Here is a 22,838-nt window from a genome sequence, read left to right as displayed (position 1 = left end):
GCGGTGAACACTTAGAGGCCTTCGACCGGCTTGGTCCCCGTCGGTTGGCCATCGGCGTCGAGCGTGATCGCGGCGACCTTTTCCTCGGCCCGCTTCAGCTCTTCCTCGCAGCGCTTCTTCAGCGCGGCGCCCCGTTCGTAGAGCGTGATCGAGGCGTCGAGCGGCACGTCGCCGCGCTCGAGCTGGTCGACAACCGACTCCAGCTCTTTCATCGCCTGTTCGAAACTCATTTCCGATACGGGTGTGTCAGTCATCGCTCGCGGCCCTCACCAGTTCTTCCACATGCGCCTTCGCCGAGGCGGCCAGGGCCTTCAGATCATAGCCGCCTTCCAAAGTCGAGACCACGCTCCCGCCGCAAAGCTCGTCGGCAAGTTTGCACAGTTCGGCGGTAAGCCAGGCATAGTCTTCCGTCGCCCAGTTCAGATTGGCCAGCGGATCGTCGCGGTGGCAATCGAACCCGGCCGACAGGATGATCAGTTCAGGCTGGAACGCCTTCAGCCGCGGAAACACCTCATCGGAATAGGCAGACCGCATGACGGCGCCGTCGCTTTCCGGGGGCAGGGGAACGTTCAGGATGTTGTCATGCGCGCCTCGCTCCGAGGCTTCACCGGTGCCGGGCCAGAGCGGGACCTGCTGGCTGGTCACCACCAGCGCGCGCGGCTCGTTCCACAGCAGATCCTGCGTGCCATTGCCGTGGTGCACGTCAAAGTCGACCACCGCGACACGGCTCAGCCCGTGATGATCCAGCGCGTATTTCGCCGCCAGCGCGGCATTGCCGAAGATGCAGAAACCCATCGGCTTTGCCGTTTCGGCGTGATGCCCGGGAGGACGGATCGCGGCAAAGGCGTTTCCGACCTCGCCCGAGAGCACCATGTCGACTGCCCGAACCACCGCACCCGCAGCGCGGCGCGCAGCGTCCAGTGACCCCGGCGAAAGCCACGTATCCTCGTCGAGCGCGATCTGGCCCTCTTCCGGAACACGCGGCCCCAGCATGTCGATGTAGTCCTGCGGGTGAACGCGCAGCAGGTCCGCGTCCGATGCCAGCGGCGCCTCGATGCGCAACAGATCGAGCGGGGTCAGCGCCTCCAGCACGTATTCCAGCCGCGCAACCTGTTCGGGGTGCCCCTCTGGTGTCACGTGTTTCAGGCAGTCGGGATGGGTGATCAGCGCCGTGGTCATGTCGGCATCCTGTCCTTCATTGTTCGGGTAATGCTTTAGACCAGCCCGGTCAGTCCGGTGCCAGCATGTAACCTGCGCCGCGCACGGTCTGCAGGTATCGCGGCTGCTTCGGGTCGGCCTCGATCTTGCGCCGGAGCCGCGTGATCTGGACGTCCACCGCGCGTTCCTGCGCCTGTCCGCGATCGCGACCCAGGTCCTCGACCAGCTTGCTGCGGCTTACGGCCTCGCCGGGGCGGGCCGAGAAAATGCGCATCAGCTGGCTCTCGGTCGCGGTCAGGCGGATCAGGTCCTCTCCCTGCCACATCTCTCCGCGTTCGATATCGTAGCGGATCGGCCCCAGGTGCAGGATCTTCGGCACCGTCGCCTCTGCCGGAGTCTCGGGCATACGGCGCAGGATCGCGTTGATCCGCAGCAGTAACTCCTTCGGCTCGAACGGCTTGGCAAGGTAATCATCCGCCCCCGCCTCGAGCCCCGCAATCCGGTTCTCGGTCTCGCCCTTGGCGGTCAGCAGCAGGATCGGGGTCTTGTGGGTTTCGCGCAGCGCGCGGGTCAGGCTGATGCCATCCTCGCCGGGCATCATCACATCCAGCACGATCATGTCGAAATCGAGCCCCGAGAGCACCCGTCGCGCATGGGCCGCGTCGCGGGCGGCTGTCACGAGGAACCCCTGGCGGACCAGGAACTTCTTGAGCAGGTCACGGATCCGCTCGTCGTCGTCGACGATCAGCAGGTGGGCATCGAGTTCGCGCATCAGCTTCCATCCCTCAGGCGCGTGTAGGCCCGGCGCATCTCCGGGTCCATCATGGCTTCGAGAACCTGCCGGAACCCGGCAACGGCCTCCGGCCCGGCATCGCGATAGGCGGCGCGCATCCGCGCACGCTGGGCATCCGACAGGGTGGATTCCAGCGCCTTGCCCTTGTCGGTGAGGTAGAGGTGTCGCTCGCGCTTGTCGACCGGGCCGACCCGGCTCTCGACCAGCCCGTCGCCGACCAGCGTCCGCAGCACCCGGTTGAGCGATTGTTTCGTCACCCCCAGGATCGATAGCAGGTTGTTGACTGTGGTCCCCGGCGCGCGGTTGATAAAGTGGATCGCGCGGTGATGCGCGCGCCCATAGGCAATCTCGGCGAGGATACGATCGGGGTCTGCGGTGAAGCCGCGATAGGCAAAGAACATGGCCTCGATCCCCTGCCGAAGCTGTTCATCGGTAAGGAACAAAAGGCTTTCGCCACCATACCCCCCGGTGGGGCGCCCGTCCGACATAATCATTCTCACCGTGTCGCTTTTTTCATCAGCATAAGTCAGCGTTATTGACTTTCCAAGTGTCAAGCGGTATCGAATCGCAGTTTTCACGCAAGAATATGTCCTTATCCGGCGTGGATGACGCAACAAACGCAAACCCCCCTCGCACGCAGGAGTAGAAACATGTCGGGATATGACGACCGCGACGGCAAGATCTGGATGGATGGCAAACTCATCGATTGGCGCCAGGCGAATGTACACATCCTGACTCACGCGATGCACTACGCCAGCTCGGTGTTCGAGGGAGAGCGTTGCTACAGCGGCAAGATCTTCAAGGGCGTGGAACATTCCCAGCGCCTGATCAACTCCGCCCGGATGCTGGACTTCGAGATCCCCTACACTGTTGAGGAGATCGAGGCGGCCAAGTACGCCATGCTGGAAGCCAACGGCTGGACCGACGCCTACGTGCGCGCCGTCGCATGGCGCGGCGCCGGCGAGGACATGGGCGTTTCCGCCGCCCGCAACCCCGTCCGCCTTGCCATCGCCGGCTGGGAGTGGGGCAACTACTATGGCGACGCCAAGTTCAAGGGCGCCAAGCTCGACATCTCCAAGTGGAAGCGCCCCTCGCCCGAGACCATTCCGGTCCATGCCAAGGCCGCGGGTCTCTACATGATCTGCACCATGTCCAAGCACGCGGCCGAGGCCAAGGGCTGCTCGGACGCGCTTTTCATGGACTACCGCGGCTACGTGGCCGAGGCGACTGGCGCGAACATCTTCTTCGTCAAGGACGGCGAGGTTCACACCCCGATGGCCGATTGCTTCCTCAACGGCCTGACCCGTCAGACCGTGATCGGGATGCTGAAGGACAAGCAGATCAAGGTGCACGAGCGGCATATCGAGCCCGCCGAGATGGAAGGCTTCCAGCAGTGCTGGCTGACCGGCACCGCGGCCGAAGTGACCCCGGTCGGCCAGATCGGCGACTACAACTTCGAAGTCGGCGACCTGACCAAGGACATCGCCGGCAGCTACGAAAAGCTGGTGCGCAGCCACGGCTAGCGCCCTTCGCGCGGCTCTGGTACGGCTTGCCACATGTGCCGGAGCCCGCGACCGACCCTGTTCCTTCTGATCCTGCTGGTCGTCGCGGCCTGCACCGACAGAAGTGCGACCCCGGTGCGCCCCGACGCACTGGAGGTCGGAACCCCCTTCACCATCTTCGCCGCAAGCTCGCGCGCACAGGAGCCTGACGGTTCGTTCGGATTCCGGCGCTCGGACCGGCTGAGCTATCTCGAACTCACCGTCTCGATCCCGCCCGCGCACCACAGTGGCGACCTTGTCTTCGGCTACGCCGATCCGGACCCCCGCCGCGAATTCACCCTTGCGCGGCAAGAGAGCTTTGCCTCCGATAAGGACTTTCTCGCGCGCATCAACCAGGCCCTGCGCCAGCGTCCGGCGGAAGAGCGCGAAGTCACGCTCTTTGTCCCCGGCTTCAACTCGACCCAAACGGAATCCGCCTTTCGCGGCGCGCAGATGGCCTATGACATCGGGGTGCCGAGCCTGTTCGCCCTCTACTCCTGGCCCAGCCGGGGCAAGGCGCTGTCCTATGCCTACGACAACGACAGCGTTCTGTTCGCGCGCGACGGACTGGAAAAGATGCTGCGTGACATGTCGCGCACATCGGCCAGCCGGGTTCTGCTGGTGGCGCATTCGATGGGCAGCCTGCTGGTGATGGAAACCCTACGCCAGATCGACCAGAAGGATCCCGGCTGGCCCGCACGCAACCTCGCGGGGGTCGTCCTGATCTCGCCTGATCTCGATATTCAGGTGTTCCGTTCCCAGGTCCTTGGTCTCAGTGAAGTGCCCGAGCCCTTCGTCCTGCTGACCTCGCGCAGGGACCGCATCCTCAACCTGTCCGCTCGGCTGCGCGGCACCGTGGTTCAGAACCGACTTGGCAACATTTCCGACGAGAGCGAGATCGCGGACCTTCCGATCGAGCTGATCGACACCACCGCGTTTTCGGGGGGCGGTGCGGACCCGCACTTCCTGCCCGCCACCTCGCCCGCACTGCTCAGCATCCTGTCCGAGGCGCGGCAGGTCGGCGCGACACTGGGAGAAGAACGGGTAACGCTGTCCTCTGCCATAACCGGCCGCACGTCATCTTCGCACTCGGCGATCATGATCGAATTGTCACCCGACGGCGTGGTCCCGCGCTGAGACGGGGTCACCGACCGCGCCGGAGATAAACGTAAAACGCCCCTTCGCCGCCGTGGCGGAGATGGGCCGGCGTCACCTGCAGTACCGCCTGTGCCAGCGGCGGCATGGCGAGCCATTGCGGCACCTGACGCCGCAGGATCCCCCGGGGCCGGGGGATCGGTCCGGTATCGTCGCCCGACTTGCCCTTGCCGGTGATCACGAGGACCAGCCGCTTGCCAGCGGCATGGGCCGACAGGATGAACCCCGTAAGCTCCGGATGCGCCTGATCGAGCGTCATGCCATGCAGGTCGATCCGGCCCTCGGGCATCAGCTTGCCTCGCTTCATCCGGCCGAACTGCTTGTGGTCCATCTGCAGCGCCGGAGGCGGTGCGGGCACCGGGTCAGGCTTGGGCGGTTCGGACCGCGGGGCAGGGCGGGGCCGCGCCACGGCGGGTTTGGTCGGCTTCGGCTTGGGCAGGGGTTGCGCCACGGGGGCGGACTCCGGGTGCAGCCGCTCCGCGCGCGCCACCACCTTCTGCCACAGGGCAATCTCTTCCGCTGTCAGTCGGCGCCGGGTCATCAGGCCCCATCCGGAACCAGGGCATAGGCACGCTGGATCGGCAGCAGAACGATCATGCGGCCCGGGTCGCGCAGGCTTCCGGCGTCGCGGCCCGCCTTGGCCCCGGTCCCGAAGAAGATATCGGCCCGCTGCGCACCCTTGATCGCCGAACCGGTGTCCTGCGCGATCATCAGCCGCCGTATCGGCGCCGCGCCATCCTTTTCCACCCAGACCGGCGCGCCCAATGGCGTATAGCGCGGATCCACCGCGATGCTGCGCATGGCCGTGACCGAACGGTTCATCGCGCCAAGCGGTCCCTCGCCGGCCGCAACGTGCGAGACCTCGCGGAAAAAAACGTAGGATGGATTGTGCATGAGCAGCGCGCGTCCCTCGTCCGGATTGCGCTTGACCCAACTGCGGATCACCAGAGCGCTGACCTGGTGCGCGGCATAGATCCCCTTGTTCACCAGTTCCATCCCGATCGAGCGGTAGGGGTGCCCGTTGGCGCCACCATACCCCACGCGGATGGTCGTGCCATCGTCCAGCCGGATCCGGCCGGATCCCTGAATCTGGAGAAAGAACAGCTCCACCGGGTCGTCGACCCATGCAATCTCGAGCCCGCGGTTGTCCATCACACCGCTGCTGGCGATCTCTTCGCGCGTCAGCCAAGGTGTCTCGCCTTTCGCTTCGGGCGGCATCCGATAGATCGGATAGCTGAAGCGGTCGCTGCGGTGGCGGGATCCCTTCAGTTCCGGTTCGAAGTACCCCGTAAAGAGGGCGTCGGCCCCGTCACGAACCAGAACCGGGCGAAAGAACAGCTCGAAGAAGGCCCGGGCGTCTTCGGGCTTTCGAGTCGAGCCAAGCGCGCAGAGGGCGCGCCAGTCAGGATCGTCAAGGTCCGGGCAGGTTTTCATGAAGACGGAAAGCGCCGAGCCAAGGTCATCCCCGGCCCAGCCGTCGAGATCCTGAAAGCTGAGGATCTCGTAAGTTGTGTCAGCCTGCGCGCCGGCGGAGGTCAAGATTGCCCCCGCAAGCAATGTCGCGCGCAGCGCTGCAATCATGTGCCCGTTGCAACGAGACGCCAGTTCGGATCGTCCTCGCCCATCGTGCGCGCAAAGGTCCAGCTGTCTTTCTGGCGTTTCGCCGTGGTCGGGCTCCCCTCGACGATTTCGCCGGAGGCATCGCGCACGACCGAGGTCAGTTCGCCGATGAACCGCATGGTGATCTCGGCAAGGTTGGTGTCCTTGTCAAAGTTCACCTCCTGGACGCGGGTTTCGCGGATACCGATGAACTCGGCCTCGACCTTCAGACCCTTGTCCTCGCGGTCGGCAACCACCGACACGAAGGCGTCGAACACGTCTTCCGACAGAAACGGCTGCAGCTCGTTCAATTCGCCCCGCTCAAAGCCCATCACGATCATCTCGTAGGCGCCACGCGCGCCTTGGATGAATTCCGTCACCGAGAAGGCAGGTTCCACGCGCTTCATCGCGGCCAGCTGCTGGGCCGCATCGCTGTCCTTGTCCACATGATCGGTGATATCGAGATCGGGGCCCCCCTCGATAACCTCGAACCCGGGCCGCGAGGATTTTTGCACCGGTGTCGGCGCGGGCGGTTTCTCAAATCCCTCACGGGTCCCCAGCACGCTTTTCAGTCGCAAAATCAGGAAGATGGCGATGCCGGCCAGTACCAGGAGCTGGATCAGTGGGGAATTCATCGGAACCTCATTTCAGGCCACAGGCTTTTAATACCTCGGGTCGAACACTTATGTAGGTGACGTGCGGGTCCGAGTCCACCGCAAGCGACCAAATGGAGACACGACGGAATGTACCTGTTTCTGGCCTTTCTGGCCGTTCCGATCATCGAAATCGCCCTGTTCATCCAGGTGGGTGGGCTGATCGGCCTGTGGCCGACACTCGCGATCGTGATCCTGACCGCAATCATCGGCACCTCGCTGATGCGGTCGCAGGGGCGGTTGGCCTTGGCCGAGCTGAACAAGTCCTTCTCGCAGCTGAACGACCCGACCGAGCCCCTCGCGCACGGCGCGATGATCCTGCTGGCCGGTGTCCTGCTGCTGACTCCCGGTTTCTTCACCGATGCAACCGGGTTTGCCCTGCTGATCCCGCCGGTGCGGCGCGCCGTCTTCACCTTCATCAGCAAGCGCGTGACGATCCAGCGGTTCCAGATGGGTCAGGGCCCAGCGACCCGCAGCCCCTTCGGGCGCGGCGACGTGATTGATGGCGAGTACGAAGAAGTTCGCACCGAGCGCCCGAAACAGACCGGTCCCTCGGGCTGGGTGGAAGGCCCCGAGAACCGCTGACCGCGGCGGCCCGGCTTGCCATTGAGGTAGTCTGCCCAAGCTGCTAAGCAGCCTGCAACTACGTATACCGGGAGAAACCAAATGTCCGAGAACGGCGCTGCGCAGCAGCCGCAGGTCCAGATGAACATCCTCGGGCAGTTCGTGCGCGATCTGTCCTTCGAAAACGTGATGGCCCAGAAGGGCGTCCGGGCCGAGGGCCAGCCGGACATCAACGTGCAGGTCAACCTCGATGCCAAGAAGCGTCAGGGCGATGACCAGTACGAAGTGATGATCAAGCTGAACATCGAGTCCAAGACAAAGGAAAAGAAGGAAGATCTCTTCCTGCTCGAGATCGACTATGTCGGCCTGTTCCGCATCGCCGGCGTGCCCGAAGCCCAGCTGCACCCCTTCCTGCTGATCGAGTGCCCGCGGATGCTGTTCCCCTTCCTGCGCCGGATCGTCAGTGACGTGACGCGCGATGGTGGCTTCCCCCCGCTGAACCTCGAGAACATCGACTTCGTTCAGATCTACCGTGCCGAACTGGCCCGCCGCCAGGCCGCACAGGGCGACGCTCCGACCACGGTCTGAGACTGACGAATTCCGGAACCCCGCCCCGGGCAGCCGCCCGGGCGGGGTTTTTTCATGCCATCTTGGTCCAGAGTGCGTTTTCGCCAAGCTTGGCGGTAAAGGCGTCATGCGCCGCCTTCTCGGCCTCGCTCAATCGCGAGGGCAGGGGCGACGGACGCGGCGAAGGTCGCCATGCGGGCCCATCGTCACCCACACTGCTTTGCGTGGCCGTCGACAGGGCAAAGTCGGGCTGTCTGCCCCCGATCAGTTCAAGGTAGACATCGGCAAGGATCTCGGAGTCGAGAAGCGCGCCGTGCAGCGTCCGCGAGGAGTTGTCGATCCCGAAGCGGCGGCAGAGCGCGTCGAGCGAGGCCGGAGAGCCCGGAAATCTCTTGCGCGCGATGGCCAGCGTGTCGATGGCCTGCTCCCACGGAATCTGCGGCAGGCCCATCCAGCGCAGTTCGGCGTTCAGGAACTTGATGTCGAAGGCCGCGTTGTGGATGACCAGCTTGGCATCCCCCACGAAATCGAGGAACGCCTGCCCGATCTCGGCAAACTTCGGTTTGTCCCTGAGAAAGTCGATCGACAGCCCGTGCACCTCGAACGCTTCCTGCGGCATGTCGCGCTCGGGGTTGATGTACTGGTGATAGGTGTTGCCCGTCGCCACGTGGTTGAACAGCTCCACACCGCCGATCTCGACGATCCGGTCGCCGGACTCTGGGTCGAATCCGGTGGTTTCGGTATCGAGCACGATCTCACGCATGGGCCAGTTTCCTTCTGATGTCCGCGATCACATCCTGCACCTGCTGGCGCGCATGGTCCATGGTGTCGGTGATGATCACATAGTCCGACTTTTCGCGCTTTATGGCGTCCGGCACCTGCTTGGACCGGATCAGCTCGAACTGCTCTCGGGTCATGGTGCCTCGCTCGAGGACACGGCGTTCCTGTGTCTCGGCATCGACCGAAACCGTCGCGACTGCGTCCATCCGTCTCTCGCCGCCGGTTTCGAAGATCAGCGGAATATCGAAGACGATGATGTCGGAACTCGCGTTAGCCTTGAAGCGCTCCCGATCCTCGCCCACGAGCGGATGCACGACGCCTTCGATCCGCTTCAGCGCGCCGGGATCCGCTGCGATGATGCGTTTCAGCGCCCCACGATCAATCGCTCCGTCAGAAAGGGCATCCGGAAACAGCGCGGCGAGCGGCGCCACCGCGGCACCCCCTTTGGAATAGAGGCGGTGCACCGCCGCATCCGCATCCCAGACATCGAGACCCATCTCGGCAAAGAGCTTGGCCGTCGTGCTTTTTCCCATGCCGATGGATCCGGTCAGGCCGAGAAGGAACGCCATCAGAGGATCGCCGCCCGCGTGGCATCGTCCACCTCCGGGCGCTGGCCAAACCACCGCTCGAACCCGGGAAGGGCCTGGTAGATCAGCATCCCAAGGCCATCGACGACCGTGCAGCCCACGCGCTCGGCTTCGGCAAGAAGGCTGGTCTTGAGCGGATTGTAGACGAGGTCGGTCACCACCATGTCGGGGCGCAACCCGTCGAGCGGAACGCGCAGGTCGGGTTTACCGACCATCCCGAGAGAGGTGGTGTTCACCACCAGCGTCGCCTCGTCCAGCATGTTCCCGGCCTGCACCCAGTCTACGACGCGCACCCGCTTGCCAAAATCGTCCTTCAGCTTTTCCGCACGGGGCCGGGTCCGGTTCGCCAGCAGGATCTCGGGCACGCCGGCATCGGAAAGCGCCGCGATGACCGCGCGCGCAGCACCGCCGGCACCAAAGACACAGGCCGCGCCCTCGCGCGGGGCCCAGTTCGGCGCGTTCACCCTCAGGTTTTCGATAAACCCGTACCCATCGGTATTGTCGGCGTGGATCTTGCCATCGCTGCGAAAGATCAACGTGTTCGCAGCCCCGATCAGCGTGGCCCGGTCGGTGATCTGGTCCGCGATGGCCATCACCGTTTCCTTATGCGGAACTGTGATGTTGACGCCGACGAATCCCATCTTCGGCAGGGTCCGGATCACCTGTTCCAGATCGGCATGGGTCACATCCATGGGAATGTAGAACCCCGGCAGCCCAAGGGTGCGCAACCAGTGACGGTGGAGCAGGGGGGACTTGGAATGGGCGATGGGCGAACCGATGACACCGGCCAGGGGTATTTTCGGCAAGGTCATGTGGCTATCGCTCCTCTGAGTGACAGGTAGTTGAGTAACTCGATCAGGGGCAGACCCAAAACGTTAAAGTAGTCGCCGTCAATGCCGCTAAACAGCCGCACCCCTTCTTCCTCGAGCTTGTAGCCCCCAACGGCGTGCCGGATGCTCTCCCAGTTCCGCGCGATGTAGTCCTGCAGGTAGCCGTCAGACACCTCGCGCATTCTCAGCCGCACCTGGCCCACGTGACGCCAGATCGGCTGGCCGTTTTCCACGATGACAGCAGCTGACAAAAGACTGTGCCGGTCGCCCCGCATTTCAGAGAGCTGATCAAACGCTTCGTCCGGCGACTCCGGCTTGGACAGCAGCCTACCACGAAAATCGAGAACCTGGTCGCACCCGAGCACCAGCGCACCCGGTCGCTTGTCGCTGATCTTGCGCGCCTTCAGTTCGGCAAGTGCGTCGGCAATGTCTCGTGGGCTGGCCTGCTCTGCCAGTAGAGCCGCCTTAACCGCTTGTTCATCAACGCGTGCGACCATGACCTCGAATGGTACTGCTGCATTCGTCAGCATCTGGGCCCTGATCTGGGAGCCGGAGGCGAGGATGATTGGGTCACTCATGGGGATAACTCACGGAAGAAAGCAGGTACGGAACCGGGAGCGTTTGTAGGAGTTTTGAGAGTCATCGCAACCACCTCGGATAAACCCGGCGCCTCAGCGGCCTTGCCGGGGAGTCGTCCTGCGTGGAGAAGAATAACCGCGAACCTGTGACCTAAGCGCGGATCTGAAAGTTTTTCCCGACATATACACACAACTTTAACGAGAGAATCAGCCATAAGCGTCTGTAAAAAATTAACTAATTTTCTATCCACGCGACGTGATGAAATTTTGTCCCAAGCCTCCCTGTCTGGGGACAAGAGACGGAGAGAACGATAATCCACAGGTTCCGGGCTGCCTACAAACATCAACAATCTTTCTTCTTCTTTTTCTTATTAGTAGGAAGGTCACGCCCCTGACCCGGACCCTGCCATGACGGACTTCCTGATCTCGCTCTATCCCTGGACCAAGGCCTTTCACATCATGTCGGTGATCGCCTGGATGGCCGGGCTGTTCTATCTGCCGCGCCTCTTTGTCTATCACGTCGAGAAGGCCGAGACCGAGGCGCTGGGCCTGGTCTTTGAAGTCATGGAAGTCAAACTGCTCCGGGCGATCATGAATCCCGCGATGATCGCGACCTGGGTCTTCGGGCTATGCCTGGTGTTCACCCCGGGCGTCGTCGACTGGGGCTATACTTGGCCCTGGACCAAGGCGGGCGCCGTACTTGTCATGACGTGGTACCACCACTGGTTGGGCCGCCGCCGCAAGGATTTCGTGGCTGGCCGAAACCGGGTGACGGGGCGGCAGTACCGCATGATGAACGAATTGCCGACGATCCTGATGGCAATCATCGTCATTTCCGTGGTCGTCCGGTTCTGAGCGGGTTTGACTCGGGAACGGAGAGTCACTAGATACACGGCCAACCTGCCCGTCCGGGTAAAGTGTTTTTCCCAAGACCAACATATTCAGGCCCACATGCTGGGCCGTGCGAAGGCTGCACCATCATGACCCAAGAGCTTGAGTCCCTGAACCTGTCCGACCTGAAGGCGAAGAGCCCGCAGGACCTGTTGGCCATGGCAGAGGAACTGGAGATCGAGAACGCCTCGACCATGCGCAAGGGCGAGATGATGTTCCAGATTCTCCGCGAACGCGCGGATGAGGGCTGGGAGATCTCCGGGGATGGCGTGCTGGAAGTGCTGCAGGACGGTTTCGGCTTCCTGCGGTCGACCGAGGCGAACTACCTGCCGGGTCCGGACGACATCTATGTCTCGCCCGACATGATCCGCCAGTACAGCCTCCGCACTGGTGATACCATTGAAGGCCAGATCAAGGCGCCGGACGACAACGAGCGTTACTTCGCGCTGACCAACGTGTCGAAGATCAACTTCGAGGACCCGGAAGGCGCCAAGCACAAGATCGCCTTCGACAACCTCACGCCGCTCTACCCGGATGAGCGCCTGAAGATGGAGATCGAGGATCCGACCATCAAGGACCGCACCGCGCGCATCATCGACTTGGTCGCGCCGATCGGGAAGGGCCAGCGGTCGCTGATCGTGGCCCCGCCGCGGACCGGTAAGACGGTGATCCTGCAGAACATCGCTCACTCGATCGAGAAGAACCACCCGGAGTGCTACCTGATCGTCCTGCTGATCGACGAACGTCCGGAAGAAGTCACCGATATGCAGCGCAGCGTGAAGGGCGAGGTGATCTCCTCGACCTTCGACGAACCGGCAACGCGGCACGTTGCGGTTTCGGAAATGGTGATCGAGAAAGCCAAGCGGCTGGTCGAACACAAGCGAGATGTTGTTATCCTTCTCGACTCGATCACCAGACTTGGTAGGGCATTCAACACCGTGGTGCCGTCCTCGGGCAAGGTTCTGACCGGTGGTGTGGATGCCAACGCGCTGCAGCGGCCGAAGCGGTTCTTCGGTGCGGCCCGGAATATCGAGGAAGGCGGCTCGCTGACCATCATCGCGACAGCGCTGATCGACACCGGCTCGCGCATGGACGAAGTCATCTTCGAAGAATTCAAGGGGACCGGTAACTCGGAACTCGTGCTGGACCGCAAGATCGCGGATAAGCGCGTGTTCCCGGCCATCGACATCCTCAAGTCCGGCACGCGGAAAGAGGACCTGCTGGTCGACAAGGGCGATCTCCAGAAAACCTTCGTTCTGCGCCGCATCCTGAACCCTATGGGGACGACGGATGCCATCGAATTCCTGATTTCCAAGCTGAAGCAGACCAAGACCAACGGCGAATTCTTCGACTCGATGAATACCTGAGGTCGGTCCGGAGATACCGGAGCGGGACATGGATACCATCTTCGCCCTGGCCAGCGCGCCGGGCAAAGCCGGCGTTGCCGTCATCCGGGTCTCGGGTCCGGAGGCGTTTACAACTGCACGAGAGCTGACCGGCGCCGCTCATCAGGGGAGGGGCATGGGCCTGCGCCAGCTGCGCGACCGGTCCGGCGCCATATTGGACCAGGCGCTCGTGCTCGCTTTTCCCGGGCCGGGCAGTTTTACCGGCGAGGACGTGGTCGAGTTTCATCTGCACGGCAGCGTGGCAGCGGTTTCGGCGGTGTCTGCCGAGTTGTCCGGCTTTGCTGGCGTTCGGCTGGCTGAACCCGGTGAATTCACCCGCCGCGCGCTCGAGAACGGCAAGATGGACCTCGCGCAGGTCGAAGGCCTTGCCGACCTTATCGACGCCGAAACCGAGGCGCAGCGCACGCAGGCGATGCGGGTGCTGTCCGGCGATCTCGGTCGGCGAGTGGACTCCTGGCGTCGCGACCTGATCCGCGCCTCGGCCCTGATTGAGGCGGTGATAGATTTTGCCGATGAGGATGTTCCTGTCGATGTCACGCCTGAGGTGGGCGAATTGCTCGACCGTGTGGCGGCCGACCTCGCGCGGCTGTCGGAGGGCGTCGGCATGGCGGAACGGATACGTCAGGGCTTTGAAGTCGCGATCGTCGGTGCTCCGAACGTCGGGAAATCCACGTTGCTGAACGCTTTGGCGGGTCGGCAGGCAGCGATCACCTCCGAGTATGCGGGAACAACGCGCGACATCATCGAGGTTCGGATGGACCTCGGTGGTCTGGCCGTCACGCTGATGGATACGGCGGGGCTGCGAGAGGCTTCGGACGAAGTGGAGAAAATCGGAATCGCTCTCGCGCGAGAACGGGCGCAGGCGGCAGATATCCGCGTTTTCCTGATTGAGGACGAAGGCGAGCGTCTCGAGATGGAGCGGCAGCCAGGCGATATCGTTCTGCTCTCCAAGGCCGACAAGCGGTCCGATCGGGCTGGGGCGATTTCGGGTGTGACGGGGCAAGGGCTGGAGACGCTGGTCGCGGACCTGACATCGGAACTGTCAAAGCGCTCTGGCAGGGCAAGCTTGGCAACGCGGGAACGGCATCGCGTCGCGATGGATCGGGCGCGCGCTTCGATTGATGCGACCAAACAGGTGCTGTCGCGTGGGCCTGATGAGTATGATATAGCGGCAGCTGAGTTGCGGCACGGGGTCATGGCCCTCGAATCTCTTGTCGGACGTGTCGATGTCGAGGATCTTCTGGACGAGATCTTTTCCAGCTTTTGCCTGGGCAAGTAGGAGTGTTTCACGTGAAACATTTGCAGAAAGATGTGGTGGTCATCGGCGGCGGACATGCCGGCGCCGAAGCTGCGAGCGCCTCCGCACGAATGGGAGCCCAAACCGCGCTGGTTACGCTCAAGCGTGACGGAATCGGGGTGATGTCCTGCAACCCGGCCATTGGCGGGCTTGGAAAAGGGCACCTCGTCCGCGAAATCGACGCGATGGACGGCGTCATGGGCCGGGTCGCTGACGCCGCGGGCATCCAGTTTCGTCTCCTGAACCGTCGCAAGGGCCCGGCAGTGCAGGGCCCGCGCGCACAGGCAGATCGTAAAATCTATCGCCAGACCATGTTGCATGAGATGGAGCAGCAACAACATCTTGAGATCGTCGAGGGTGAAGTCGTTGATCTCTTGTTGGATGGCAAGTCGATCGCCGGTGTCCGGCTGCACGATGGCACCGAGATTTCGGCAAAGGCAGTCATCCTGACCACCGGCACCTTCCTGCGCGGTGTGATCCACATTGGCGACGTTTCGCGCCCCGGCGGTCGTATGGGCGACAAGCCTTCGGTAGCCCTGGCAGAGCGTATCGACAGCTTCGGCCTTCCGCTGGGCCGTCTGAAAACAGGTACACCGCCGAGGCTTGATGGGCGCACCATTGATTGGTCGGAACTGGAGGTTCAGCCGGGCGACGATGACCCGGTGTTGTTCTCCTTCCTTTCCAAAGGTGTTCAGGCGCCGCAGATATCTTGCGGTATCACGCATACAAACGCGGAAACTCATCGGATCATCGAGGAAAATCTCTCGCGCTCGGCCATGTATGGTGGCCACATCGCAGGAATCGGCCCGCGGTACTGCCCGTCGATCGAAGACAAGGTCGTGAGGTTTGCGGACAAATCCTCGCATCAGATCTTCCTTGAGCCGGAAGGCGCGGACGATCACACCATCTATCCCAACGGCATCTCGACCTCGCTTCCCGAAGACGTGCAGGAGCAGTACGTTCACTCGATCCGCGGCCTGGAAGAGGCTGTCATCCTTCAGCCGGGTTATGCGATCGAATACGACTACGTCGACCCGAGAGCTCTCTCTGCTCAACTGCAGGTAAAGGCTGTTCCGGGGCTATATCTTGCGGGGCAGATCAACGGAACTACAGGATATGAGGAAGCGGCGGCGCAGGGTCTTGTCGCGGGCCTTAACGCCGCGCTCGCGACGCAGGGGAGGGAGCCCCTCACTTTCAGTCGTTCGCAGAGCTATATCGGCGTCATGATTGATGACCTCATCACCCGAGGGGTGTCTGAGCCCTACCGCATGTTCACCTCGCGCGCCGAATTCCGCCTGTCGCTTCGTGCCGACAATGCGGACCAGCGCCTGACTCCTCTTGCGATGGAGCTTGGGTGTGTCAGTTCCGAGCGGAAAGAGCAGTTCGAGGACAAGCTCGGGCGGCTCACGCGCGCCAGAACGATCCTCGAGGCGGACACCTTCACCCCGAAGCAGGTCTCGGAGAGCGGTATTCGGGTTAATCAGGACGGCAACCGTCGCACCGGAATGGACCTTCTCGCGTTTCCTGACGTCGTCTTTGATGACCTTGTTCCTCTGATGCCGTCGCTCTCCGAGGTGGACGAGGAGGCGCGGCAACAGATCTCCCGCGACGCCATGTACGCCAACTACATCGCGCGGCAGGAGAAGGACGTGGAAGCTGTCAAGCGGGATGAATCACATGTCATTCCTGCGGATTTCGATTTTACGCTTCTGGATGGCCTGTCGAATGAGTTGAAGCAGAAGCTGACGCGCGCGCGTCCGGGTAATCTTGCGCAGGCAGGTAAGGTTGAAGGTATGACACCCTCGGCCCTTGCCCTCTTGCTGTTCCATCTGCGGCGCAAGCCGGAAGCTCGCCGGGCATGAGTGGAGATCGGATCGGCCAGCTCGATGTTTCACGTGAAACAATGGAACGGCTGGAAACCTACGTCGAACTCCTCAAGAAATGGAATCCACGGATCAACCTCGTTTCGCGCCGCAGCCTGGAAGATCTCTGGAGCCGGCACTTCGTGGATTCCGCGCAGCTACACAGCTTGGCGGGGCAGGGGGCTGGCAGCTGGGTCGATATGGGCAGCGGCGGGGGCTTTCCCGGGCTGGTGGTCGCGATTCTTGGCGCGGAATTCACGCCCGAGCGCAGGTTTACCCTGATCGAGAGTGATCAGAGGAAGTCTGCTTTCCTGCGAACGGCGATCCGGGAAACCGGGGTCGCCTGCAATGTGATTTCTCAGAGAATCGAGGCAGTGCCACCGCAGGGCGCAGCCATCATCTCCGCGCGGGCATTGGCCGATCTGACGGCCTTGTTGGCCTTCTCCGAGCGTCATCTTGCCCCCGATGGGCTGGCAGTGTTCCCGAAAGGGGCGAACTGGAAAAAAGAGGTCGACGAGGCGCGAACCGAATGGCGTTTCGACCTCGATGCAATTACAAGTTGGACGGAACCGGACGCAGCGGTTCTGCTGATCAAAGGAGTGACGCGTGAGTGATCCGACGCGCCCGATTGGGCCAAAAATCATTGCCGTTGCAAACCAGAAGGGCGGGGTCGGCAAGACCACGACGGCGATCAATCTCGCCGCCGCGCTGGTGGAATCGGGCTACCGCGTCCTCGTCGTGGACCTTGATCCGCAGGGCAACGCCTCGACAGGGTTCGGGATCGAACGGGACGACCGCGAATACACAACCTATGATCTCCTGTTGGACGATGCGCCGCTCGAAGACGTGATCTATCCGACCTCGATCGACGGGCTCAGCATCGTTCCTGCTACCGTTGATCTCAGCTCGGCCGATATCGAGCTGATTTCGAACGAGAAGCGCAGTTTCCTTCTGCACGACGCGCTTCGGCAAGTCGCGATGGACCGCTTCGCTTGGGACTACATTTTGATCGACTGTCCGCCGTCCCTCAATATCTTGACGGTGAACGCAATGGTTGCGTCTCACTCGGTTCTCGTCCCATTGCAGAGCGAATTCTTCGCGCTTGAAGGGCTGTCTCAGCTGATGCTGACTGTGCGCGAGGTGCGCCAGTCGGCCAATCCCGAGCTGCGGATCGAGGGGATCGTTCTCACCATGTACGACCGCCGGAACAACCTCTCGCAACAGGTCGAGCAGGATGCGCGCGACAATCTTGGCGACATGGTGTTCCAGACGGTGATCCCGCGCAACGTGCGGGTCAGCGAGGCGCCGTCCTTCGCGATGCCGGTTCTGGCCTACGATCCCAAGTCGCAGGGCGCGATGGCCTATCGCGATCTGGCGCAGGAACTGGTGAGCAAGCACAGCCGCGCGGCGGCGTAACGACGCGGGAGGAGACGAGCATGGACAAGAAGGCAAAACCACGCGGCCTGGGGCGCGGCCTATCGGCATTGATGGCGGATGTGACCACAGCCGAAGATCGGGTAAATCCGGCGGCGCCGCGGCGGCCTGACCTGACGGTGCCGATCGAGCGCGTCGTTCCGAACCCGGATCAGCCGCGCCGCCGCTTTTCGAAGGAGGCGCTGGACGAACTCGCAAGTTCGGTGAAGGAAAAGGGGATCATCCAGCCCCTCATCGTCCGCGAGGTCGCAGGCGGCAACTTCGAGATCGTCGCAGGTGAACGTCGCTGGCGTGCGGCGCAGCAGGCGCAGCTGCACGAGGTACCGGTGATCGTGCGCGATTTCGACGACACCGAGGTGCTCGAGGTCGCGATCATCGAGAACATCCAGCGGGCCGACCTGAACGCGGTGGAGGAGGCGGCTGGCTATCGTCAGCTGATGGACCGGTTCGGCCACACGCAGGAAAAGCTGGCCGAGGCGCTCGGCAAGAGCCGCAGCCATATTGCCAACCTCCTGAGGCTGCTGAACCTGCCCGAGGATGTTCTGGAGTTCCTGCGCGAGGGCCAGCTGTCCGCGGGTCATGCCCGCGCGCTTGTCACCTCCGAGAACGCGTCGGAGCTCGCGAAGAAGATCATCCGCGAAGGCCTGTCGGTGCGCGAGACCGAGGCGCTGGTCAAGAAGTCGGATGCGGAGCCGCGCGAGCGCAGCAAGGCGCCCAAGTCCTACGAGGACAAGGACGCCGACACCCGCGCGCTCGAGGGCGATCTGTCGGCAAATCTCGGGATGCGCGTGACCATCTCGCATGAACCTGGCGGAGAGCGGGGCCGAATTTTGATCCAGTATGAGAACCTCGACCAACTTGACGAGATTTGCCGCGTTCTGAGCGGCGGACACTAGTCTGCCAGCAGGGCGCCCAATACCGCGTTCAGGACGTTAAATCCTTGATCCGTAACTGAAATGTTGGTTTTTCCGACATTCAGCATGCCGAGGTCCTGCAACTCGGAAACGGCCTTGGCGGGCAGGGGATAGCCTGCCAGGGCGGCAAACCTCTCCGGATCAACCCCTTCAACCAGACGCAGACCCATCATCAGGAACTCCTGCGCCTGTTCGATCCCGCTGAGCGCAGTGCGTTCGGACTCTCCCGAGGCCTTCCGAACGGCATCGAGCCAGGCCTGCGGGTTTCGCGGGGCCTCGGTGGCGTAGCGATTTCCGCCCACAGTCAGACGGCCATGCGCCCCGGGGCCGATCCCGATGTAATCGCCATAGTGCCAGTAGATCAGGTTGTGCCGGGATTCCGATCCGGGGCGGGAGTGGTTCGACACCTCGTAGCGGGACATGCCGTGCGCCCCGCAGATGTCCTGCGTCGCATCATACATGTCGGCGGCCAGATCATCATGTGGAAGGCCGCGCAGCTTGCCGGCGTTGTAGCGGTCGCCAAACGCCGTGCCCTGCTCGATGGTCAGCTGGTAGAGCGAGATGTGGTCGATTGCCATGCTCAGGGCCTCGGTCAGCTCGGCCTGCCAGTCGGCGAGGGTCTGATCCTGCCGCGCATAGATCAGATCGAAGCTGACCCGGTCAAAGCAGTTCCGCGCGATATCAAAGGCAGCCCGGGCTTCGGCGACCGAGTGAATGCGGCCCAACCGGGCCAGATCACGATCATTCAGAGCCTGAATGCCCATGGAGACCCTGTTGACGCCTGCATCGCGATAGGCGGCAAAGCGTCCTGCCTCGACAGAGCCGGGGTTCGCTTCAAGTGTCACTTCAAGATCGTTGGCCAGCGTCCAGTACCGTCCCGCCGCCTCGATCACGGCGGCAACGGCCTCGGGTTCCATCAGGCTGGGGGTACCGCCACCGAAGAAGATGGCGTTCAGAACGCGGCCGGGCGTTTCGGCGGCCGAGCGTTCGAGTTCATGCGCGTAGGCATTGCGCCAAGCCGCGTGGTCGATGGTGCGGGCGACGTGGCTGTTGAAGTCGCAATAGGGGCACTTGGCGGCACAGAAGGGCCAGTGCACGTAGAGGCCGAAACCTCCCTGCCGCCAGTCCTCACTCAAAACAGCCCTTCACCAGCTTGGCGACCGCATCGGCGCGGTGGCTGATCTTGTTCTTCTCGGCCGGATCCATCTCGGCAAAGGTGATCTCGAACCCTTCGGGGACGAAGATCGGGTCATAGCCGTGCCCGTTATTGCCGCGCATGGGCCAGGTCACATGGCCGGGCATGACCCCGGGAAAGACCTCGTCATGTCCATCCGGCCATGCCAGGACGAGCGTACAGCAGAAGCGCGCGGTGCGCGGATGCGGCGCATTCTTCTCTTCAAGCTCGCGGTTGGCCCGTTCCATCGCCATGACAAAGTCGCGCCCGTTGGGCGTTTCTGCCCAATCGGCGGTATAGACACCGGGCGCGCCGTCCAGCGCGTCGATCTCGATGCCGGAATCGTCCGAAAGGGCAGGGAGCCCGGTCGCCTTGGCGGCGGCGTGGGCCTTGATCCGTGCATTGCCGACAAAGGTCGTTTCGGTCTCTTCCGGCTCGGGCAGGTTCATCTCGGCCGCGCCGACAACGCTGACCCCGAAAGGCGCCAGAAGCTCCTTCATCTCGGCCAGCTTGCCCTTGTTGTGGGTGGCGACCAGAATCTGGTCGCCAGTGAACTTGCGCGTCATGCCGTTGCGGCCTTCTGAGCGGCGACCAGTTCGTCCACGCCTTTCTGGGCGAGGTCGAGCAGGCTTGTCATCTGCTCGCGGGAGAAGACAGAGCCCTCTGCCGACATCTGCACTTCGATCAGCTTGCCGGATCCGGTCATGATGAAGTTGCCGTCGACACCGGCCTCGCTGTCCTCGGGGTAGTCGAGGTCCAGGACCGGTTGCCCGGCATAGATACCGCAGGACACTGCGGCCACCGGATCCACCAGCGGATCGCTGATCACGTCGCCGGCCTTCATCAGCTTGTTGACGGCAAGGCGCAGCGCAATCCAGCCGCCGGTGATCGAGGCACAGCGGGTGCCGCCATCGGCCTGCAGCACGTCGCAATCCACGGTGATCTGGCGTTCGCCCAAGGCCACCCGGTCTACACCGGCGCGCAGGGCGCGCCCGATCAGGCGTTGGATCTCGACGGTACGGCCACCCTGTTTGCCCGAGGCCGCCTCGCGGCGCATCCGGGTGTTGGTGGCGCGGGGCAGCATGCCGTATTCGGCGGTGACCCAGCCCAGGCCGGACCCCTTGATGAACGGCGGAACCCGGTCCTCGATGGTGGCGGTGCACAGCACATGGGTGTCACCCACCTTGATCAGACACGACCCTTCGGCATGTTTGGTAAAGCCCGTTTCGATGGAAACGGGGCGCATCTGGTTCAATTCTCTTCCTGACGGTCGCATCTCTATTCCCTTGTGTTTCCGCACGGGATACCGCCCGCGGCGCGGCTGATGCAAGTGCGATTGACCTTTACCTTCAGAGCCCCTTTATTACATTTCGGTCCGAGGATGACGAGCATGACCGACGCCGCCAAGATGCTGGAGGAGATGAACGACCGGTCCCGAGAGGTGTTCCGGTCGGTGGTCGAACAGTACCTGCTCAGTGGCGATCCCGTCGGCAGCCGGACCCTGACCCGAACCCTCAGCGAAAAGATCAGCGCCGCGACGATCCGCAACGTCATGCAGGACCTCGAATATCTCGGCCTGCTCGACAGTCCGCATGTGAGCGCGGGCCGGATCCCGACCCAGCTGGGTCTGCGGATGTTCGTGGACGGGCTGCTGGAAATCGGCGACCTCGACGAGTCCGACCGCATGAAGATCGACGCGACCCTGTCCAGCAACACGCAGGACGTCGAAACGGCTCTGGACCGGATCGGATCGGCTCTGTCAGGCGTGACTCAGGGCGCGTCGCTGGTGCTGACCCCGAAACGCGAGGCGGCGATCAAGCATATCGAGTTCGTCTCGCTGAATCAGGCCAAGGCGCTGGTCGTCCTCGTGTTCTCGGACGGGCACGTGGAAAACCGCCTGTTCTCGCCACCGCCGGGCCAGACGCCCAGCTCGATGCGCGAGGCCGCAAACTTCCTGAACGCGCTGATCGAGGGCAAGACGCTCTCGGAAGTGCGCGAAGTGATCCAGACCGAGATCCAGAACCGGCGGCAGGAAATCGACCAGCTGGCACAGGACATGGTCGAGAGCGGGCTGGCCGTCTGGGAAGGCAGCAGCGGGGATGCCGCGCGGCTGATCGTGCGGGGCAGGGCGAATCTGCTGACCCCGTCGGAGCCCGATCAGGAGCTGGAACGCATCCGGTCGCTGTTCGATGACCTCGAGCGTAAGCGTGACATTGCCGAATTTCTCGAACTCGCCGAAGAAGGCGACGGAGTGCGCATTTTTATAGGCTCGGAGAACAAACTTTTCTCACTTTCGGGTTCCTCTCTGGTGGTCTCTCCTTATATGAACGCTGACCGAAAGATCATTGGCGCGGTCGGGGTGATTGGGCCGACCCGCCTGAATTACGGACGGATCGTGCCAATCGTGGATTACACGGCGCAGCTGCTGGGGCGGCTCGTTTCCGACCGGAGTTAGAGGTGAAGAATGGCAGAGCCGAAGAATGACGACTTTCTGGATGACCTGGCCAATGCCGAGGCCGAGGAATATGCCGAAGACATGACCGAGATCGACCCCGAAGCCGCGGAACTCGACGCGCTGCGGGCCGAACGTGACGAGCTGAAGGACCGTTTCATGCGGGCGCTGGCGGATGCCGAGAACGCGCGCAAGCGGTCCGAGAAGGACCGCCGCGAGGCCGAGCGCTATGGCGGGTCCAAGCTGGTGCGCGACATGCTCCCGGTCTACGACAACATGAAGCGCGCGCTCGAAGCGGCCAGCGACGAGCAGAAGGAAGTTTCGGCTGCCCTGATCGAGGGCGTGGAACTGACCATGCGCGAGCTGCAGAACGTGTTCACCAAGCACGGGATCGAGATCATCGCGCCCGAGGTCGGTGACCGCTTTGACCCGAAACTGCATCAGGCGATGTTCGAGGCGCCGGTTCCCGGAACCAAGGCGGGCGACATCATTCAGGTGGCCGCAGAGGGCTTCCTGCTGTTCGACCGGCTGCTGCGCCCGGCGCAGGTCGGTGTTTCGTCGATGCCGGCCAGCTAAGACGTTTCACGGGAAACAGATGGAAGG

At 62.9% G+C, this 22,838-nt stretch carries 27 protein-coding genes; 13 read left to right on the top strand and 14 right to left on the bottom strand.

The annotated features are described in order from the left end of the window. Positions 1–11: 11 nt before the first annotated feature. The 4 genes from DDT93_RS09125 to DDT93_RS09110 are packed head-to-tail and all read right to left on the bottom strand — an operon-like array spanning position 12 to position 2,439. On the bottom strand, positions 12–254 hold the full coding sequence (locus DDT93_RS09125) for an exodeoxyribonuclease VII small subunit (protein ID WP_109465482.1): 243 nt from the start codon (positions 252–254) through the stop codon (positions 12–14). Continuing rightward, positions 247–1,179 carry a histone deacetylase family protein gene (locus tag DDT93_RS09120; RefSeq protein WP_109465481.1) on the bottom strand — a complete coding sequence of 311 codons (933 nt, stop codon included), beginning with the start codon at positions 1,177–1,179 and terminating at the stop codon, positions 247–249. Before DDT93_RS09120 ends, DDT93_RS09125 begins: the two co-directional genes overlap by 8 nt. A gap of 49 nt (positions 1,180–1,228) precedes the next feature. After that, a complete protein-coding gene (locus DDT93_RS09115) occupies positions 1,229–1,930 on the bottom strand; it encodes a response regulator (protein ID WP_109465480.1) in 702 nt (233 codons plus the stop codon). Next, a complete protein-coding gene (locus DDT93_RS09110) occupies positions 1,930–2,439 on the bottom strand; it encodes a MarR family winged helix-turn-helix transcriptional regulator (RefSeq protein ID WP_109465479.1) in 510 nt (169 codons plus the stop codon). The genes DDT93_RS09115 and DDT93_RS09110 overlap by 1 nt, the downstream gene beginning before the upstream one ends. 162 nt (positions 2,440–2,601) lie before the next feature. Between DDT93_RS09110 and DDT93_RS09105 the strand changes: the two genes are divergently transcribed. Beyond that, a complete protein-coding gene (locus DDT93_RS09105) occupies positions 2,602–3,474 on the top strand; it encodes a branched-chain amino acid aminotransferase (protein WP_109465478.1) in 873 nt (290 codons plus the stop codon). A 33-nt stretch (positions 3,475–3,507) separates the two neighbouring features. Then, complete coding sequence (locus DDT93_RS09100; protein WP_109465477.1) at positions 3,508–4,629, top strand: alpha/beta hydrolase; 1,122 nt, start codon at positions 3,508–3,510, stop codon at positions 4,627–4,629. Between the two features lie 7 nt (positions 4,630–4,636). Here the strand turns inward: DDT93_RS09100 and DDT93_RS09095 are convergent, their stop codons facing one another. From DDT93_RS09095 to DDT93_RS09085, 3 genes are read right to left on the bottom strand one after another with little or no spacing between them, the layout of a single operon-like run. After that, entirely contained in the window at positions 4,637–5,188 is a 552-nt protein-coding gene (locus DDT93_RS09095; protein ID WP_109465476.1) for a Smr/MutS family protein, read from the bottom strand. Then, positions 5,188–6,228, bottom strand: a complete 1,041-nt coding sequence (gene mltA / locus DDT93_RS09090; RefSeq protein WP_109465475.1) for a murein transglycosylase A — start codon at positions 6,226–6,228, stop codon at positions 5,188–5,190. Before mltA ends, DDT93_RS09095 begins: the two co-directional genes overlap by 1 nt. After that, on the bottom strand, positions 6,225–6,881 hold the full coding sequence (locus tag DDT93_RS09085; protein ID WP_109465474.1) for a Tim44/TimA family putative adaptor protein: 657 nt from the start codon (positions 6,879–6,881) through the stop codon (positions 6,225–6,227). Before DDT93_RS09085 ends, mltA begins: the two co-directional genes overlap by 4 nt. Before the next feature lie 108 nt (positions 6,882–6,989). Here DDT93_RS09085 and DDT93_RS09080 point away from each other — a divergent pair, with 108 nt between their 5' ends. Continuing rightward, positions 6,990–7,484 carry an FxsA family protein gene (locus tag DDT93_RS09080; RefSeq protein ID WP_109465473.1) on the top strand — a complete coding sequence of 165 codons (495 nt, stop codon included), beginning with the start codon at positions 6,990–6,992 and terminating at the stop codon, positions 7,482–7,484. A gap of 81 nt (positions 7,485–7,565) precedes the next feature. Beyond that, on the top strand, positions 7,566–8,051 hold the full coding sequence (gene secB / locus DDT93_RS09075) for a protein-export chaperone SecB (RefSeq protein WP_109465472.1): 486 nt from the start codon (positions 7,566–7,568) through the stop codon (positions 8,049–8,051). A 52-nt stretch (positions 8,052–8,103) separates the two neighbouring features. Here the strand turns inward: secB and dnaQ are convergent, their stop codons facing one another. The 4 genes from dnaQ to DDT93_RS09055 are packed head-to-tail and all read right to left on the bottom strand — an operon-like array spanning position 8,104 to position 10,805. Then, entirely contained in the window at positions 8,104–8,793 is a 690-nt protein-coding gene (gene dnaQ / locus DDT93_RS09070) for a DNA polymerase III subunit epsilon (protein ID WP_109465471.1), read from the bottom strand. Further along, positions 8,786–9,379, bottom strand: coding sequence for a dephospho-CoA kinase (gene coaE / locus DDT93_RS09065; RefSeq protein ID WP_109465470.1), 594 nt, complete (start codon positions 9,377–9,379; stop codon positions 8,786–8,788). The genes dnaQ and coaE overlap by 8 nt, the downstream gene beginning before the upstream one ends. After that, positions 9,379–10,209: a shikimate dehydrogenase gene (locus tag DDT93_RS09060; RefSeq protein WP_109465469.1), complete on the bottom strand. Its 831-nt coding sequence runs from the start codon at positions 10,207–10,209 to the stop codon at positions 9,379–9,381. The genes coaE and DDT93_RS09060 overlap by 1 nt, the downstream gene beginning before the upstream one ends. After that, positions 10,206–10,805: a Maf family protein gene (locus DDT93_RS09055; RefSeq protein WP_109465468.1), complete on the bottom strand. Its 600-nt coding sequence runs from the start codon at positions 10,803–10,805 to the stop codon at positions 10,206–10,208. The genes DDT93_RS09060 and DDT93_RS09055 overlap by 4 nt, the downstream gene beginning before the upstream one ends. A gap of 408 nt (positions 10,806–11,213) precedes the next feature. Between DDT93_RS09055 and hemJ the strand changes: the two genes are divergently transcribed. From hemJ to DDT93_RS09020, 7 genes are all read left to right on the top strand, one after another. Then, on the top strand, positions 11,214–11,660 hold the full coding sequence (gene hemJ / locus DDT93_RS09050; RefSeq protein WP_109465467.1) for a protoporphyrinogen oxidase HemJ: 447 nt from the start codon (positions 11,214–11,216) through the stop codon (positions 11,658–11,660). 125 nt (positions 11,661–11,785) lie between these two features. After that, entirely contained in the window at positions 11,786–13,063 is a 1,278-nt protein-coding gene (gene rho / locus DDT93_RS09045; protein ID WP_109465466.1) for a transcription termination factor Rho, read from the top strand. Between the two features lie 28 nt (positions 13,064–13,091). After that, positions 13,092–14,381 carry a tRNA uridine-5-carboxymethylaminomethyl(34) synthesis GTPase MnmE gene (gene mnmE / locus DDT93_RS09040; RefSeq protein WP_109465465.1) on the top strand — a complete coding sequence of 430 codons (1,290 nt, stop codon included), beginning with the start codon at positions 13,092–13,094 and terminating at the stop codon, positions 14,379–14,381. Positions 14,382–14,392: 11 nt separating this feature from the next. After that, positions 14,393–16,261 carry a tRNA uridine-5-carboxymethylaminomethyl(34) synthesis enzyme MnmG gene (gene mnmG, locus DDT93_RS09035; protein ID WP_109465802.1) on the top strand — a complete coding sequence of 623 codons (1,869 nt, stop codon included), beginning with the start codon at positions 14,393–14,395 and terminating at the stop codon, positions 16,259–16,261. Next, positions 16,258–16,875, top strand: coding sequence for a 16S rRNA (guanine(527)-N(7))-methyltransferase RsmG (gene rsmG, locus DDT93_RS09030; protein WP_109465464.1), 618 nt, complete (start codon positions 16,258–16,260; stop codon positions 16,873–16,875). Before mnmG ends, rsmG begins: the two co-directional genes overlap by 4 nt. Next, positions 16,868–17,677 (top strand): ParA family protein, encoded by an 810-nt coding sequence (locus DDT93_RS09025; RefSeq protein WP_109465463.1) that lies wholly within the window; start codon positions 16,868–16,870, stop codon positions 17,675–17,677. Before rsmG ends, DDT93_RS09025 begins: the two co-directional genes overlap by 8 nt. 20 nt (positions 17,678–17,697) lie before the next feature. Continuing rightward, the gene (locus tag DDT93_RS09020; protein WP_109465462.1) at positions 17,698–18,591 is read left to right on the top strand and encodes a ParB/RepB/Spo0J family partition protein; all 894 of its coding nucleotides are present in this window, start codon (positions 17,698–17,700) and stop codon (positions 18,589–18,591) included. Here the strand turns inward: DDT93_RS09020 and hemW are convergent. Genes hemW through rph form a run of 3 tightly spaced genes read right to left on the bottom strand, consistent with a single transcriptional unit; the run spans position 18,588 to position 21,059 of the window. Then, positions 18,588–19,745 (bottom strand): radical SAM family heme chaperone HemW, encoded by a 1,158-nt coding sequence (gene hemW, locus DDT93_RS09015; RefSeq protein ID WP_109465461.1) that lies wholly within the window; start codon positions 19,743–19,745, stop codon positions 18,588–18,590. The genes DDT93_RS09020 and hemW overlap by 4 nt on opposite strands. Then, the gene (rdgB, locus tag DDT93_RS09010) at positions 19,738–20,349 is read right to left on the bottom strand and encodes an RdgB/HAM1 family non-canonical purine NTP pyrophosphatase (protein ID WP_109465460.1); all 612 of its coding nucleotides are present in this window, start codon (positions 20,347–20,349) and stop codon (positions 19,738–19,740) included. The genes hemW and rdgB overlap by 8 nt, the downstream gene beginning before the upstream one ends. Then, the gene (gene rph, locus DDT93_RS09005) at positions 20,346–21,059 is read right to left on the bottom strand and encodes a ribonuclease PH (protein ID WP_109465459.1); all 714 of its coding nucleotides are present in this window, start codon (positions 21,057–21,059) and stop codon (positions 20,346–20,348) included. Before rph ends, rdgB begins: the two co-directional genes overlap by 4 nt. 114 nt (positions 21,060–21,173) lie before the next feature. On the opposite strand from rph, the gene hrcA reads away from it, so the two are divergent. Together hrcA and DDT93_RS08995 are read left to right on the top strand one after the other, a co-directional pair. Continuing rightward, positions 21,174–22,238 carry a heat-inducible transcriptional repressor HrcA gene (hrcA, locus tag DDT93_RS09000; protein WP_109465458.1) on the top strand — a complete coding sequence of 355 codons (1,065 nt, stop codon included), beginning with the start codon at positions 21,174–21,176 and terminating at the stop codon, positions 22,236–22,238. 9 nt (positions 22,239–22,247) lie between these two features. Then, the gene (locus DDT93_RS08995; protein WP_109465457.1) at positions 22,248–22,811 is read left to right on the top strand and encodes a nucleotide exchange factor GrpE; all 564 of its coding nucleotides are present in this window, start codon (positions 22,248–22,250) and stop codon (positions 22,809–22,811) included. Positions 22,812–22,838 lie beyond the last annotated feature (27 nt).

Origin of the sequence: Albibacillus kandeliae, from assembly GCF_003116585.1 — a bacterium.
Lineage (GTDB): Bacteria > Pseudomonadota > Alphaproteobacteria > Rhodobacterales > Rhodobacteraceae > Albibacillus > Albibacillus kandeliae.
This window is presented reverse-complemented; position numbering and strand designations above follow the sequence as displayed.